This is a genomic window from Pseudomonas sp. Z3-6 (assembly GCF_051131985.1).
GTDB lineage: Bacteria > Pseudomonadota > Gammaproteobacteria > Pseudomonadales > Pseudomonadaceae > Aquipseudomonas > Aquipseudomonas zanjanensis.
The window spans coordinates 2651401-2666227 of sequence record NZ_CP071644.1 but is presented as its reverse complement, the minus strand read 5'-3'; the positions used below and the strand labels follow the sequence as shown (position 1 = coordinate 2666227).

Annotated in this window: 14 protein-coding genes; 3 read left to right on the top strand and 11 right to left on the bottom strand. The window is 60.6% G+C overall.

Annotated elements, in window-relative coordinates:
* Positions 1-16 precede the first annotated feature (16 nt).
* Positions 17-1435 carry a sensor histidine kinase efflux regulator BaeS gene (gene baeS / locus J3P88_RS12300; protein WP_434575513.1) on the top strand — a complete coding sequence of 473 codons (1419 nt, stop codon included), beginning with the start codon at positions 17-19 and terminating at the stop codon, positions 1433-1435.
* 2 nt (positions 1436-1437) lie between these two features.
* A complete protein-coding gene (locus J3P88_RS12295; RefSeq protein WP_434575510.1) occupies positions 1438-2121 on the top strand; it encodes a response regulator in 684 nt (227 codons plus the stop codon).
* A 95-nt stretch (positions 2122-2216) separates the two neighbouring features.
* On the opposite strand, the gene J3P88_RS12290 is transcribed toward J3P88_RS12295, so the two are convergent.
* The 3 genes from J3P88_RS12290 to J3P88_RS12280 form a co-directional block, all read right to left on the bottom strand.
* A complete protein-coding gene (locus J3P88_RS12290) occupies positions 2217-2666 on the bottom strand; it encodes a hypothetical protein (RefSeq protein WP_434575508.1) in 450 nt (149 codons plus the stop codon).
* A gap of 107 nt (positions 2667-2773) precedes the next feature.
* Positions 2774-4036: a HAMP domain-containing sensor histidine kinase gene (locus J3P88_RS12285; protein WP_186641610.1), complete on the bottom strand. Its 1263-nt coding sequence runs from the start codon at positions 4034-4036 to the stop codon at positions 2774-2776.
* Positions 4033-4716, bottom strand: coding sequence for a response regulator (locus tag J3P88_RS12280; RefSeq protein ID WP_434575506.1), 684 nt, complete (start codon positions 4714-4716; stop codon positions 4033-4035). The genes J3P88_RS12285 and J3P88_RS12280 overlap by 4 nt, the downstream gene beginning before the upstream one ends.
* Before the next feature lie 224 nt (positions 4717-4940).
* Between J3P88_RS12280 and bamA the strand changes: the two genes are divergently transcribed.
* Entirely contained in the window at positions 4941-7307 is a 2367-nt protein-coding gene (bamA, locus tag J3P88_RS12275; RefSeq protein WP_434575504.1) for an outer membrane protein assembly factor BamA, read from the top strand.
* Between the two features lie 288 nt (positions 7308-7595).
* Here the strand turns inward: bamA and mdtD are convergent, their stop codons facing one another.
* The 8 genes from mdtD to J3P88_RS12235 form a co-directional block, all read right to left on the bottom strand.
* Positions 7596-8978, bottom strand: coding sequence for a multidrug transporter subunit MdtD (gene mdtD / locus J3P88_RS12270; protein ID WP_434575502.1), 1383 nt, complete (start codon positions 8976-8978; stop codon positions 7596-7598).
* Positions 8979-9087: 109 nt separating this feature from the next.
* Positions 9088-10491, bottom strand: a complete 1404-nt coding sequence (locus tag J3P88_RS12265) for a 3-oxoacid CoA-transferase (protein WP_434575500.1) — start codon at positions 10489-10491, stop codon at positions 9088-9090.
* A gap of 6 nt (positions 10492-10497) precedes the next feature.
* Positions 10498-10917, bottom strand: coding sequence for a Zn-ribbon domain-containing OB-fold protein (locus J3P88_RS12260; protein WP_434575498.1), 420 nt, complete (start codon positions 10915-10917; stop codon positions 10498-10500).
* A complete protein-coding gene (locus J3P88_RS12255; RefSeq protein WP_434575496.1) occupies positions 10914-12068 on the bottom strand; it encodes a thiolase domain-containing protein in 1155 nt (384 codons plus the stop codon). The genes J3P88_RS12260 and J3P88_RS12255 overlap by 4 nt, the downstream gene beginning before the upstream one ends.
* 116 nt (positions 12069-12184) lie before the next feature.
* A complete protein-coding gene (locus J3P88_RS12250) occupies positions 12185-12733 on the bottom strand; it encodes a VOC family protein (RefSeq protein WP_014338890.1) in 549 nt (182 codons plus the stop codon).
* A 34-nt stretch (positions 12734-12767) separates the two neighbouring features.
* Positions 12768-13325 carry a carboxymuconolactone decarboxylase family protein gene (locus tag J3P88_RS12245; RefSeq protein ID WP_434575494.1) on the bottom strand — a complete coding sequence of 186 codons (558 nt, stop codon included), beginning with the start codon at positions 13323-13325 and terminating at the stop codon, positions 12768-12770.
* A 2-nt stretch (positions 13326-13327) separates the two neighbouring features.
* Positions 13328-14158, bottom strand: coding sequence for an SDR family NAD(P)-dependent oxidoreductase (locus tag J3P88_RS12240; protein WP_434575493.1), 831 nt, complete (start codon positions 14156-14158; stop codon positions 13328-13330).
* On the bottom strand, positions 14142-14789 hold the full coding sequence (locus tag J3P88_RS12235; RefSeq protein ID WP_434575491.1) for a dienelactone hydrolase family protein: 648 nt from the start codon (positions 14787-14789) through the stop codon (positions 14142-14144). Before J3P88_RS12235 ends, J3P88_RS12240 begins: the two co-directional genes overlap by 17 nt.
* Between the last annotated feature and the right edge of the window lie 38 nt (positions 14790-14827).

Here is a 14827-nt window from a genome sequence, read left to right as displayed (position 1 = left end):
TGGCGCCAGGGCCTAAATGGGCGGGCCATTCATTGATCTGCCCGAGCCCATGAAACTGAGCATCTCTACCAAGTTGTTTATTGCCGTAATGGCAACCGTGCTGTTTGTCATCCTGAGCATGGGGGCGGCCAACGGCTGGAGCTTTGGCAACGGTTTTCTCGATTACCTCAACGAACAGGCGCTGTTACGCATGAAGCCGGTGCTACCGCGCCTGGCCAACGCCTATGAGCGCGAAGGCAACTGGGAGTTTCTGCGCAACCAGCCCGATCGCTGGTTCGAACTGCTGCGCCCAGAACCTGGCGAGAACAACACCGACCCAGGAAGGCCGCCCCTGCCCATGTCCGACCTGACTGGCGCGGTGTTTCGCATCGCCCTGTTGGATAAGCAGAAACAGCTGGTCATGGGCTACTCGGCGATTGCCGACGACGCCCTGATGCGCCCGATCGAGGTCGCGGGGAAAACCGTCGGCTGGCTGGCGGTGACACCGTTCCAGAACGTGACCGAAGCCGGCGGTGAGCGCTTTCGTCAGTATCTGGTGCGCACTAGCCTGGCCGTGGGCGTACTCTCGTTGCTGTTGGCGATGCTGATTGCCTGGTGGATCGCCCGTACCCTGCTTGACCCGGTCAAGCGGGTGGCCGCCGCCACGCACCGCTTGGCCGCCGGGGAATACAGCAACCGCGTGTCGGTGGCCTCCAATGACGAAGTCGGTCAGTTGGCCCGAGACTTCAACCAGCTGGCATATACCCTGGAACGCAACGAAAAAATGCGCCGGGAGTTCATGGCCGATGTGTCCCACGAACTGCGCACCCCGTTGTCGGTATTGCGCGGTGAGCTGGAAGCCATCGAAGACGGCGTCCGCACCCTCGACCCGTCCTCGATGAAGTCGCTGCAAGGCGAAGTCAGCATGCTCAGCAAGCTGGTGGATGATCTCTACGAACTGTCCCTGGCCGATGTCGGCGCGCTGACCTACCGCAAGAGCGAATGCGATCTCAACGACTTGCTGGGCGGTTGCGTGGCGATGTTCCAGGAGCGCTGCAATGCCCGGCATCTGCGTTTGGAGCTGGAACTGCCGACAACGCCGCTACGGTTGGAAGCCGACCCCAAACGCTTACAGCAGCTGTTCAGCAACCTGTTGGAAAATGCCGTGCGTTATACCGACGAGGGTGGCGTGTTGCACATTCGTGCCGCCAGCGAGGACGACGTCGTGCGCATCGACTTTCTCGACTCCGGCCCCGGGGTCGATGCGGATCAACTACCGCGACTGTTCGAGCGTTTTTACCGCGGTGAAACCTCACGCAATCGCGCCAGTGGCGGCGCCGGCCTGGGACTGGCCATCTGTCACAGCATCGCCCTGGCACATGGCGGCGGCCTCAGCGCCGATCACTCGCCTTTGGGCGGCCTTTGGCTGACCCTGCGCCTGCCACGGAACGCCTGAACATGCCCCCTGACAGCCCAATCCTTATCGTCGAAGACGAACCCAAGCTGGCCGCATTGATGCGCGACTACCTGATCGCCGCCGGCTACGCGACCCAGTGCCTGGACAATGGCCTCCAAGTGGTGCCGGCGGTACGGGCCAGCGAGCCGCGGTTGATCCTGCTCGACCTGATGCTGCCGGGGCGCGACGGCCTGCAAGTGTGCCAGGAGCTGCGCAGCTTCAGCGCCGTGCCGATCATCATGATCACTGCCCGCGTGGAGGAAGTCGATCGCCTGCTCGGGCTGGACCTGGGGGCCGACGACTACATTTGCAAACCCTTCAGCCCGCGTGAAGTGGTGGCCAGGGTCAAGGCGATCCTGCGGCGCAGCCCGCAACTGCTCGTCACCGCGCCAGCCCGCCTGCTGATTGATGAAGACAGCTACCAGGCGTCACTCGATGGCGTCGCCCTGGACCTGACGCCCTTGGAACTGCGCCTGCTAAGCACGCTGGCCCAGTCCTCGGGGCGGGTGTTTTCCCGGGATCAATTGCTCGACCGGATCTATTCCGATCATCGGGTGGTTACCGATCGTACGGTTGACAGCCATATCCGTAATTTGCGGCGTAAGCTTGAACAGGTTTGCCCAGGTGAACAGCCGATCGAGTCGTTGTATGGCGTGGGTTATCGGTTTCAGCTTGCCGACGCCTGAGGCCAGTTTGCGGTGAATGTTGGCTGTGCCGCCCATCGCGAGCAGGCTCGCGATGGGCGATAGATCAACGCCGTAGATGCACCGGGCGGTCGAGCCTATTGATCCGCTGAGTAGATAATGGTTTGAGCACTGCGTCCGATAGTAGGCCGACGGGTGAAGTAGGTGTCGCCTTCGTCCGTCTGGATTTCGTAGTCGATCTTGCTGGCGATCCGACCCGATGCATCGGCGTGCTTAATGATTCTCAGCACCCGCTGGAATTTCACACCTTGAGTACCATTGTGGGCAGGGCCGGTGAGCACGTTGACCGTTTGAAACCAGCCGTCGTTCTTCTTGTTCGACTCCAGGGTGCCGGTCAGCGCCTCAAATCGCTCCAGACGGGTAAAGCCCCAGAGCGTCTGTTCCTCAATGGCTTTGTCCCGGGTGGTAGAGCCGGTGAAGACAAACAGGTTGATGGCCGGGTTGTCTTCGCAAAAGAAATCATAAGGCACCAGCCCATCGACCATTTTCTTGCCTGGAACAAAGCCCTTCTTATGGACGAGAAACATGACCACCTCCATGCCGGAACAACAGCAACTGCTGAGTAAATTTGAGCCGGAAGTCTACTGCGGCTGGGCGTACAGGGCCGTCAAGCCAATGTAATATCGCGTAAAGATCATGCCCGCCGGGGCAAGTTGATTTCCACGGTCAGCCCACCGGACGGCTCGTTGCGCGCCTGTATGGTGCCGCCGTGTATCTCCACGGCCCTTGAGGCAATGGCCAAGCCCAGGCCGAAGCCAGTGCTGGCTTCGTTCAAGCCCCTTTCGAACGGGTTGAAAATGCTTTGTAGCCGCAAATGTTCAACACCCGGGCCCTGATCGCTGATCTGCACCACCAGGCCGTCTGCGTCACCATCGGCCTCGACCACGACCGCCACCGTAGTGTTTGGCCGGGTATGGCGCACCGCGTTTCGAATGACATTTTCGAAACACCGATACAACAGCTCGCCGCTGACCCGACTGACAAAGGCCGGGCACGCCTGCAAGCTGACCTGGCACCCTTTCATTTGCGCTTCGAATCGAGCGTCCTCGACGATCACCGCCAGCAACTCGACAACATCGACTGGCTCGCGCTCGATACTCTCTGGTCGCCCCTGCAGGCGCGCCAGGGTCAACAACGCCTCGATCAACGTGTCCATGCGCACCGACTCACGGTCGATGCGCTCCACCATTTCCAGGCGAGCCGGATCTTGTTGCAGCAGCCCGATGGCCGCTTGCATGCGGGTCAAAGGCGAGCGCAATTCGTGGGAGATGTCGTGCAGCAAGTGTTGCTGAGCTTCTACCAACAGCTTCAGCTGGTTGGCCATTCGGTCGCAGTCTTCGGCCAGATCGACGATTTCATCACGTCGGTCCCCCATGATCGGCTTGACTCGGGTTTCGAAGCGCCCCTGGGCCACGTCACTCATGGCGCGCCGAAGATAGGCCAGCGGCCATGCCAGGTAGAAGGCCATATAGCCGCTGAACAACGCACTCATGACCGTGCCGATGATCAACGGCGTCCAGTGGCTCGGCCCCCTGTCGCCTTCTTTGCCCAAGGCATGGGTGGATCTAAGTGACAGCGCGATGCCGTCCTTGCTGATGACCGATCGCTCGTAGGCTGGTTGCGGCACCGGCGTTCCGGCCAACAGCTGACCTGCATGGTCGTAGACGCCAACGGCCTGGTCATCCGGATGCTCCCACACCGCCAGCAGTTGCCGGCCCGACTCGATGCCAAACTGTCGCAATAACTGCTCTTCTGTGGCAAGGACCGTTTCCAGATGAGGATCGCCCGGCCTGGAACTGCCCATGACCAAGAGACCCAACCCGACCAGAAACGTCAGGCTGGTGGCGAGCCAGAACGCCAGGAAAAGTTTCCAGAACAGCCGGCTGGGCTTAATCATTCGGCGATCAGCAGGTAACCGAGGCCCCGCACGCTCTGGATCCAGGCCTTCGCATCGGGTCGCGGCCCGAGCTTGTGGCGGATACTGCTAATGTGCACGTCGATACGCCGGTCGTAGCGGGTCAAAGGACAGCCCAAGGCATTGAGGGACAAGTCCTGTTTGCTCACCACTTGCCCGGCACAGCGGGCCAGCTCCTCGAGCAAACTGAACTCGGTGCTGGTCACCCCCAGCTCGACTCCCTGCCAGAGCGCCTGGCGCTTGCCAGGCCACAGGACCAGCGGGCCAGTCCTGATCACTTCGCCGGAGTGCTGATCCGCCGGCTGCACGCGGCGCATGATCGCTCGTAAACGCGCCACCAGTTCCCCCGGTGAGCTGGGCTTGGGCACATAGTCATCGGCGCCCAGCTCCAAGCCAGTGATCTTGTCGATATTGTCGCCACGGGCCGTCAACAAAACCACCGGCACCTGGCTCGCGGCCCGAATGCGCCTGAGCACCTCGATCCCCGACATTCGCGGCAGCATCACGTCCAGCACCACGATGCTGTAGCGACCGGACAGCGCTTGCACCTCGCCCTCCTCCCCGGTGTGCACGGCTGTCGCCTCAAAGCCTTCGCGCTCCAAGTATTGGCTGAGCATACCCGTCAGCTCCTGGTCATCGTCGACTAGCAATACAGAGATCATGGGGCGCTCTTAAGTAGGTGTCGGCCCATTATCGCCCGTGTGCCGCGCACCGTCATCGCCACAGGCCAACCTTTACCTAACTTGACACTGGGTTAACCGCACCAAACGCACCGAGCTTTTATGCTGCATTTCCACCAGCCTGCTCGCTGCGCGGTGACTTGTCTTGCTTTGAGATATCCGCGCCCGCCTACGCTGCTTGTCGATGTGTCCTGGATAAGATCTTGATGAATTTTTCGCGCCTGCTCTGCTCGGCTGCACTGCTGCTCAATGCCACATTTGCACACGCTCAAGGTTTCAAAATTTCCGACATCCGTATCAATGGCCTTCAGCGCGTTTCCGCCGGCAGCGTGTTCGGTGCCTTGCCCTTGAATGTAGGTGACCAAGCAGATGAGCGGCGTCTGGTGGAGTCTACCCGTGCGTTGTTCAAGACCGGTTTTTTCCAGGACATCCAACTCGGGCATGACGCTGATGTCTTGGTGATCACTGTAGTCGAGCGCCCGTCGGTCGCCAGTATCGAGATCGAAGGCAACAAGGCGATCTCCACTGAAGACCTGATGAAAGGCCTCAAGCAATCCGGCCTGGCCGAAGGCGAGATCTTCCAGCGCGCCACCCTCGAAGGTGTGCGTAACGAACTGCAGCGCCAGTACGTTGCCCAGGGTCGCTACTCGGCCACTGTCGACACCGAAGTGGTGCCGCAGCCGCGCAACCGCGTCGGCCTGAAGGTCAACATCAACGAAGGCACCGTGGCGGCTATCCAGCACATCAACGTGGTGGGCAATACCGTCTTCGCCACGCAAGAATTGACCGATCAATTCACCCTCAAGACCACAAACTGGTTGTCATTCTTCAAGAACGACGACAAGTACGCCCGTGAAAAACTTTCCGGTGACCTGGAACGCCTGCGTTCCTACTACCTGGACCGTGGCTACATCAACATGGACATCGCCTCGACCCAGGTGTCCATCACTCCGGACAAGAAGCACGTCTACATCACCGTCAACGTCAACGAAGGCGAGAAATACACCGTTCGTGACGTCAAGCTCAGTGGTGACCTGAAGGTTCCTGAAGACCAGGTCAAGTCGCTGTTGCTGGTGCAGAAGGGCCAGGTGTTCTCGCGCAAGCTGATGACCACCACCTCTGAACTGATCACCCGTCGCCTGGGTAACGAGGGCTACACCTTCGCCAACGTCAACGGCGTGCCGCAGCCGCACGATGAAGACCATACCGTCGACATCACGTTCGCCGTGGACCCGGGCAAGCGTGCCTACGTCAACCGCATCAACTTCCGTGGCAACACCAAGTCCGAGGACGAAGTGCTGCGTCGCGAAATGCGCCAGATGGAAGGTGGCTGGGCGTCGACCTACCTGATCGACCAGTCCAAGACCCGCCTGGAGCGCCTGGGCTTCTTCAAGGAAGTCAACGTCGAGACGCCGGCCGTGCCGGGTGTCGATGACCAGGTCGATGTGAACTACAGCGTCGAAGAGCAGGCTTCCGGCTCGATCAGCGCCAGTGTCGGCTTCTCGCAAAGCGCCGGCCTGATCCTTGGAGGTTCGATCACCCAGAACAACGTTCTCGGCACCGGCAACTACGCCAGCCTGGGCCTGACCCGCTCGTCCTATCAAAGCAAGTACAACATCGGCTTTACCGATCCCTACTTCACGCCGGACGGTGTGAGCCTGGGCTACAACGCGTTCTACAACGCCACCGACTACAACGAATACTACGATGACGACTATTCGTACTATTCCATCAATAGCTACGGCGCCGGCACCTCTCTCGGCTACCCAATCAATGAAACCTCACGGCTGAACTTCGGCGTCACGGTGCAACATGACAGCATCGAACCAGGGACCTACAGCGCCGACGAGATCTACGACTTCATCGAGCGTGAAGGCAAAGACTTCACCAACTTCAAGGCCAATCTCGGCTGGTCGGAATCGACGCTGAACAAGGGCGTGCTGGCCACCCGCGGGCATTCGCAAAACCTGAATCTGATGGTCACCGTGCCTGGCAGCGACCTGAGCTTCTACAAGATTGACTACACCGGGCAGGCTTTCCTGCCGGTCAGCGACGCCACCTCGCTGCGTTTGCATACCAAACTTGGCTACGGCAACAGCTACGGCTCGACAGACGGCTTGCCGTTCTATGAAAACTACACCGCCGGTGGCGAGGGCTCGGTGCGCGGTTTTGAGAGCGGCACCCTCGGACCGCGCAACACACCAGCCACCGGCACCTACGCCAGCGCCGGCCAGGCGTACTACTCCGACCGGGATACCGAGTCACTGGGCGGCAACATACTTATCACCGGCGGCGTGGAATACCTGTTCCCAATGCCCTTCATCAAAGACAACAAGTCACTGCGCACCTCGGTGTTCTGGGACGTCGGCAGTGTCTATTCCGACAAGTGCTACCTGAGCACCACCCAGGGATGTGACGGGCTCGACCTCAGCCAGATGGCCAGTTCGGTGGGCGTCGGGGTGACCTGGTACAGCCCGCTGGGTCCGTTGAGCGCCAACGTGGCCTTTCCGGTCCGAACGCCGGATAACGCTGATACGCAGGTGTTCCAGTTTTCCTTGGGGCAGACGTTCTGAGCTGCAATGCAGGCATGGGTATCTCACGCTCGGCACTTTCAGGACGAGAAAAAAGCCAGAAAAAAAGCCACTCATCCGAGTAGCTTTTTTTCTGAATCTTGGAGCGGGAAACGAGACCTGTATCTGGTGTCCGACTCGTTGAAATTTACGGGATTCTTTTACTCCTTGTAGCAGGAATAGACTTGATAGCCCCTCCTACATGAAGGCACTCTCAGCCCACACTGGCCGTTGCACTCAAGCATCACCCACCACCTGGCTTGAATCGTCGACGAGGCAGGTGCTATCGGTCTAATCCTTACGCGGTAAACGCAGGAACAGCAGCGCTGACGTGATGGTCAGCGCTCCAAGGCTGAGGTAAACCTTGGAAAAAACACTCAAGACACCCGGCAGGCCCAACACTCCTTCATTCGGATTGAACAACACCAGCAGGGCGCCCGCCGCCGAAACCGCCAGGCCGGTCGAGAGCTGGGTAGTCACCGACATCAAACTTGTACCGCCGCTTGCCTGATGATCATTCAGCTCGATCAGCGTCACTGTACCCATTGCGGTAAATTGGATGTAGTTGGCGACACCAATCAGCGACAGCAACGCGATAATCAGCCACAACGCCGTGTGCGGCCCGATCAAGGCCATGCAGCAAATCAGCGCGCCTTGCACCAGGGTGTTGCAACTGAGCACCGCGCGATAGCCGAAGCGCCGGATCACACCACTGATAAACGGCTTGGTGGCCATACCCGCCAAGGTCAGCGGGATCATGCTCATCCCTGCCACAGAGGGCGAATGACCGAGGCCCACCTGCATCATCAACGGCGTCAGGAACGGCATCGACCCGCTGCCGAATCGGGACATGAGGCTGCCGCTGATGCCGACCGAAAAGCTGCGCAATCGAAACAACGACAGCGCAAACAACGGGGTCCGGCTACGTGAGGCGTGCAGTGAATACAGAGTCAGCGCGCCCATTGCGATGGCGAGCAACCCGCCCGTAGCCTGCAGCGAATCGTGGGCCAGCTTTTCAATGCCCAAAATGATCGACAGGGTAAAGGCGCCGAACAGCAGGAATCCGACCCCATCAAAGCGCGTGCGCCGGGCTGGTCGGAGATTGGGCATCAATCGATGGGCGGCGTAGGCACCCAGCAGACCGATAGGCAGGTTAATGACGAAGATCCAACGCCAAGTGGCATATTCCACCAGCCAACCACCGAGGGTCGGCCCCATCAACTGACCGATCAGGCCTGGGAACGTGACAAAGCTCATGACCCTGACCAGGTCGCTGCGCGGATAGGCACGCAACACCAACAGGCGTCCGACCGGCATCATCAGCGCACCGCCCAAGGCCTGAACGACGCGCGAGCCAATCAGCGCATCCAGGGTGTCAGCCTGGGTACACAGAAGCGAGCCGAAGCAGAACAACATGATTGCGCTATGGAAAACCCTGCGAGTGCCGAAGCGATCGGCCAGCCAGCCCGAGGCCGGGATGAGTATGGCCACTGTGATCAAGTAGGCGATCAATACCCCATGCATGCGCAACGGACTCTCGCCAAGGTCGACGGCCATCATCGGCAACGCGGTATTGAGAATGGTGCCGTCCAGCGTCTGCATGAAAAACGCCACCGCCACCAGCCACGGCAGCAAGCGCGCGGTACGCGGATCGAGTACAGCCTGTGAAGTCACACGTCACCTTTGCCTGGATAATACAGGTCGAAAAACGCAGCAGGCCACGAAGCATCAGCGTTACGTGGCCTGCAAAATCGCGCACTGACAGAGACAGCGGCGAACTGGCTTACACGGGCTTCGTGTCGGGCCGCATGATCCGAACATCATCGGCAACCAGCAACTCCATATCGGTCAGCTGCTGGATTTCCTCGACCGAAAAGCCTGGCGCGATTTCTTCAAGGACAAACCGGTTGCCTCGACGCACCAGCAGCGCCAGATCGGTCACGATTACATCGACACACTGCGGCGCCGTGAGCGGGTACTGGCATTCACGTACGAGCTTGGAGCGTCCTTTGCTGTCGCTGTGCTCCATCACGATGATCAGCTTGCTGGCACCGGCGATCAGATCCATCGCGCCGCCAATGCCACCACCGACTTGGCCCGGTACGCTCCAGTTGGCGAGGTCGCCGTTCTGCGCCACCTGATACGCACCCAGCAGCACGGCCGACAGCTTGCCCGAACGGGCCACTTCGAACGACACGACGCTGTCGAACAAGGCACCACCCGGACGCATATCGATGAAGCCACCGGCGGCGTCGAAAAAATCCGGATCGGGTACGCCATCTTCGCCAAGCAGCTCATAGCCTAGCGCCCCGTTCTCGGCGTGCAGCGTGATGCTGCGTCCGCTGACATGTGAAGCGACCAGTGTCGGCAAACCCGAGCCCAGGTTCACGTAGCCATGCTCCGGCAGCAACGCCGCAGCACGTTGCGCAAACTCCAGGCGCGACAACGCCGGCTTGCCGAAGTACTCGCGCCGCGTGTCTGGTGCTCGCCGCCCAAGCGCGCCTTTAGGGATGGCGACTTTCTTGGTGGCAAGCACCACCCGCGCGACAAATATGCCAGGCAGGCCCACCCTTTCCGGCGGGATAGTACCGACCTCGACAATTTCCTCGACTTCGACGATAGCGACGCGCGCGCCTTTGGCGAAACTTGGGTGAAAATGCATGCTGCTGCCGCGAAACTCGACGTTGCCACTGGCATCCGCGCGATAACCGCGCACCAGCGCATAGTCGACTGGTAATGCGTGCTCAAGCACATACGTCTTTCCGTCAAATTCGCGCAGTTCCTTACCCTTGGCCAGCGGCGTACCCACGGTCACCGGACTGTAGAACGCCGGCAGGCCAGCGCCGGCCGCACGCAGACGTTCCACCAGAATCCCTTGCGGCACCATCTCCAGCTGCACGTCGCCGCTCGCGGCGCGTTGCTCCACGAGAGAGGGCAAGCCAGGCCGGGCCGAAAAAGACAACACGACTTTGCTGACTTGGCCGTTTTCCAGAAGCAGTTCCGGGCGGTATTCGCCAGCGCCCAGTGAGTTGGCAACCAGGCACAGTTCGCGGGCGCCTTGGTCCTTGAGGGCAATCACCAAGCTGTTCGGATAGCTGTGGCCGACGCCAAAACCGGCAATGGCAACGGACGCGCCATTGGGAATATCGGCGACAGCGGCCTCGGGAGAAGCGAAAATCTTGGTCATGGGGGCTTACTCAGTAAGGAATGGGCGAAAGCGCAGCAACGCAGCACTGTCTCCCGCATCGCAGAACACTGCGCTCACGGGTTGACCGATCTGAAGTTGCGTGACGTCGCAGTCGATGATGTTGGTCATCACGCGCGGGCCTTCGGGAAGATCGACGAAGGCAAGTACGTAGGAAGGTGTGTCGCGGTAAGGGCCTTCACCACGGCGCACAATGGTGAAGCTATAGATCGAACCGCGTCCGCTCGCTTCAAACCATTCCACGCAGTCGTGGCCGCATTCCGGGCAGAACTGCCGCGGATACCAGATCACAAAGTCGCAGCGCAGACAGCGCGGCAACATCAGCCGACCGGCCTTTGTCCCTTCCCAGAAGGGCTTGGTTTCCGGGACAACCGGTGGGGTTGGCGCCGGCAGTTCAGAGCCACTCATGCATCACCTCGAGCAAGAATTAACGTTGCGCTGCACAGGCGTGAGATACCGCCGCCGGTGCCATGGGCCAATGCCAGGCGGCAATTTTTGACCTGCACTTCGGGTTGGGCCTCGCCGCGCAGTTGGCGAACGGCCTCGATGATTTTGACCATGCCGCCCTGATAGCCGGGATGGTTATTGCACAAGCCACCGCCGTCGGTATTGATGGGCAGTCGTCCGCCGATGCGCAACGCCCCATCCGCCGCGAACGCACCACCCTGCCCCTTCTTGCAGAATCCAAGATCTTCCAGAGTCATCAGTACCGTGATGGTGAAGGAGTCATAAATCGACGCGTAATCGATGTCCGCCGGCGTCACGCCTGCTTCTTCAAAAGCGGTGGGGCCTGACCACACCGCTGCAGTGTAGGTCATGTCCAAGCGCCCGCTCATGGTGTGCTTGATCGCTTCGCCATGCCCCAGCACCTGCACCGATTGACGCTGCAATTGCGCCGCAATCTCTGGCGTGGTGACGATCACTGCGCCACCGCCATCGGTGACCACACAGCAATCCATGCGCCGCAGCGGATCGGCCACGAACGGCGAAGCGAGCACTTCGTCGAGGGTGACCGGTTTTCGCAGCATCGCGTTGGGATTGAACTGCGCGTGAAACGAGGCCGCGGCCTTCACTTCAGCCATCTGCCGCGCGGTGGTGCCGTACTCGTGCATGTGCCGCCGAGCGGCCAGGGCATAGATGCCGAGGTTGGTCTCGCCGTAAGGTGCCTCGAAGGCATACTCGGGCGTGTCCGGCGGCAGCTTTGGACCACGAACGATGCCACGTACCCGTGCGCCCTGCGTCACCAGGGCGATACGGCACTTACCGCTTGCCACCGCGAGCGCTGCGTGGCCGACATGGCACAGGTAGGAAGACCCGCCTGTGAAGGTCGAGTCGGTGTAGCGCAGACGCTTGAGGCCGATGTATTCGGCCAGCGAGATGGCGCCGAACCCGAGCTGGCCGGTGCAGAAAAAACCGTCGACATCTTGCAACCCCAGACCGGCATCGGCGAGCGCACCCAGCGCCACCTGCGCATGAATCTGTTGCGCCGAGTGATTCGGCAGGTCTCGGCCCGGGTGTTCATAGGCACCTACAATTACCGCCTTTGCATTTGAGCTCACGTAGTACTCCAGGACACATTGCGATAGCGACACGTTAATGGCCCTGGAACCGGGCTGCCAGGCACACCGCGCGAGTGTCCGCAGTGTGTATCCCGCTAGGTGTTCGCTCTATCGATTCACTCCACCGAAGGGACTTGCGCCTTCGCCACCTCAAAGCGCTGCGCAAGCTTGAGTCGCCATTGCTCGATGCTCTGGAACCCAGGCAGGGTGCGGCACAGCGCCTCCGTGTCGCGACGCAGTACGTCTTCGGGTTGGTCCAGATCGATCGGCGCGCGGAAAGGTTGGTCGACATACCACGGCGTATCGACGAAGGCCTCGGCGCGATTGCCTTCGGGATCGCGGAAATAAATCGACCACGCCGTTCCATGAGTGATGATGTCGAGCTCCTCCACCGCCTCGCGCTTGATGGCGCGGCCGATACGTTTCAGCTCGACCAGGCTGGACAGGCGAAAGGAGATCTGGTTGATCACCCGCGAATGGTCATCGGCGGCCCTGCCATTGGCGATGACAAACTGGTGATGGACTTCGGGCTCAGAAGTCAGAAAGACAATCGACCTCTCAGGGCCGCGCTTGATGTCGCTGATGACAAAACCGAACACACGCTGATAGAAGCCAAGCATGGCTTCGAAATCGCGCACATGAATACCCACATGTCCCAAGTCCATTGTTGTTACCTTTTCTTGATTGGAAGTGCACACTTCATTCGGTGCGGACGGGCAGCGGAAACCGCTCCAGGTAGGTCATGAATTCCGGCTCCAGATCGATCTGCAGCGCGGCCATGATCCGTACCATGCCGTTGTATTCGCCGATGGCGATGAGCAGGTCGATAAGCGATTCGGTGTCCAGCGCGTCATTCAACACCGTGAAAGTGGCATCGCTCAGGCTCAATTGCTCGGTCATTTCCCGTGCGGCCTGCAACACCGCGCGAGCCAGAGGTTCGAGGGTGGAGACCTGGCCGGCGCTGTCGGCGGCAATCGCCAGGATGTCCGCCTCACTGACGCCGAATGACAACGCCACGTCGATATGGTGGGCGTACTCGTACTCGCTGCCGGTGGAGTACCCCACTTGCAGGATCGCCAGCTCCCGCAAGCGTGGATTGAGCGAGCTTTCATGGCGCAGGTACATCCCGGTTCCGGCTACATGGCGGGCACCCCGTGGACTATTGGCGAGCGCGCGCGTGATGTTGGATTTCATGCGTGGCATGTCCTGGTATTCCGGCGCCAGGTCTTCCCGATCGAGATAGCGTACGCGTGCCATGCTCAAGCCCCCCCGCCGACAATTAGTGCCAGCGGGTCAAGGCCGGCCTGGGCAAACTCCACGATCTGCTCTTCATAACCCACTTGGGAACTGATCAGGAACTTCTCTTGCAACAGGCCCTCGATCAACGTGGAAGCAGCGAACTCTGGCGTCGCGGGCTTGCCGCGCCGGGGGTCCACTCCGTCAAGAAATTGCGCCATGCTCGGGATCTCCGTGCCCGAAGTGGTCAGGTCTTGCCCGCCGGGACGATCCGATGTGGCGGTAATGCCTGGGCAGAACACCGACACTTTCACGCCATGGGGTTTCAGCGCATGCGCCAGGCCGTAACTCATCGCCAGCTGCGCGCCCTTGGTGGTCGTATAGGGAATCTGAAAACGCGTGGGCGGATCAGGCAAAATGGCCAATGACGAGGCAGTGTTGACCAGGTAACCGCTGCCGCGCGCCATCATGGCGGGCAGTACCGCACGGATCATGCGCACGTAGCCGAGCACGTTGACTTGCAGTGCGTTCTCCCAGGCGTCGAACGGAATATCTTCGATTCGCCCAGCGATGGGTGGCATCGAGGCATTATTGATGAGCACATCGACCGGGCCGTAGGTCGCCACCACCGTCGCTAACAACGCGGCGATCTCATCGTCTCGGGTGACGTCACAGCGCAGGCCTATCGCGTCGCCGCCTTCACGTTGAATCGCAGCCGCGGCCTCTTCGGCCTTGGCGCCGTTGAGGTCGGCGATGACCACTCGGCTGCCCAGCCCGGCCAGCTTATGAGCGGTCATGCGGCCAATGCCGGTCGCCGCTCCGGTGATGAGCACCGTTTTATTCGCAAATTCCATCAGTTTTTCCCATGTCAAAGGTCTCATTCAGAAATAAGCTCAGCGCAGCCCAGGAACGGCGGTCGGCCGATGCCGAGTAGCCGAATCCGGGACGCGGATTGCTGCCCGCCTCCGGACTGGTAAAGCCGTGGCCCGTGCCGCCATACAAGTGGACCTGCCAATCCACGCCCGCCGCTGACATCTCGTCAGTGAACGCGGTGATTTGCGCGGCGGGCACCAACGGATCCGCCGCCCCCGAACAGACCAGCACCTTGCCCTGTATGCGGTTCGCAGTATTGGCCTGCGTCGGAATCAACGCGCCATGGAACACCCCGACGCCCTTGAGCGGCGCCCCCGTGCGGGCCAACTCCAACGCGCACCAGCCGCCAAAGCAGTAACCGATTACCAGCATTCGCTCGGTATCCACCTGGGAAACCTCGGCGAGTGCTTGCAAGCTGGCCTGCAGGCGCAGGGCCAGGCGCTCTGGTTGGCTTTTGAGCCAATCAATGTGCGCGCGCATGCTGGTCGGGTCATCGAACACCCTGCCATCACCATGCACATCAGCGGCGAGCGCGACGTAGTTCAGTCGCGCCAGGGCCGCTGCACGGCGGATCACATGAGGGCCGACGCCCGGCGCCTCGGCGAAAATCAAGATACCGGGCACCTTTCCTGACACCTGCGGACACGCCA

Bases quoted from the DNA above. Each gene is read 5' to 3' on its own strand.
- baeS (WP_434575513.1), top strand. From the start codon at position 17: ATGGGCGGGCCATTCATTGATCTGCCCGAGCCCATGAAACTGAGCATC.
- J3P88_RS12295 (WP_434575510.1), top strand. From the start codon at position 1,438: ATGCCCCCTGACAGCCCAATCCTTATCGTCGAAGACGAACCCAAGCTG.
- J3P88_RS12290 (WP_434575508.1), bottom strand. From the start codon at position 2,666: ATGTTTCTCGTCCATAAGAAGGGCTTTGTTCCAGGCAAGAAAATGGTC.
- J3P88_RS12285 (WP_186641610.1), bottom strand. From the start codon at position 4,036: ATGATTAAGCCCAGCCGGCTGTTCTGGAAACTTTTCCTGGCGTTCTGG.
- J3P88_RS12280 (WP_434575506.1), bottom strand. From the start codon at position 4,716: ATGATCTCTGTATTGCTAGTCGACGATGACCAGGAGCTGACGGGTATG.
- bamA (WP_434575504.1), top strand. From the start codon at position 4,941: ATGAATTTTTCGCGCCTGCTCTGCTCGGCTGCACTGCTGCTCAATGCC.
- J3P88_RS12265 (WP_434575500.1), bottom strand. From the start codon at position 10,491: ATGACCAAGATTTTCGCTTCTCCCGAGGCCGCTGTCGCCGATATTCCC.
- J3P88_RS12260 (WP_434575498.1), bottom strand. From the start codon at position 10,917: ATGAGTGGCTCTGAACTGCCGGCGCCAACCCCACCGGTTGTCCCGGAA.
- J3P88_RS12250 (WP_014338890.1), bottom strand. From the start codon at position 12,733: ATGGACTTGGGACATGTGGGTATTCATGTGCGCGATTTCGAAGCCATG.
- J3P88_RS12245 (WP_434575494.1), bottom strand. From the start codon at position 13,325: ATGGCACGCGTACGCTATCTCGATCGGGAAGACCTGGCGCCGGAATAC.
- J3P88_RS12240 (WP_434575493.1), bottom strand. From the start codon at position 14,158: ATGGAATTTGCGAATAAAACGGTGCTCATCACCGGAGCGGCGACCGGC.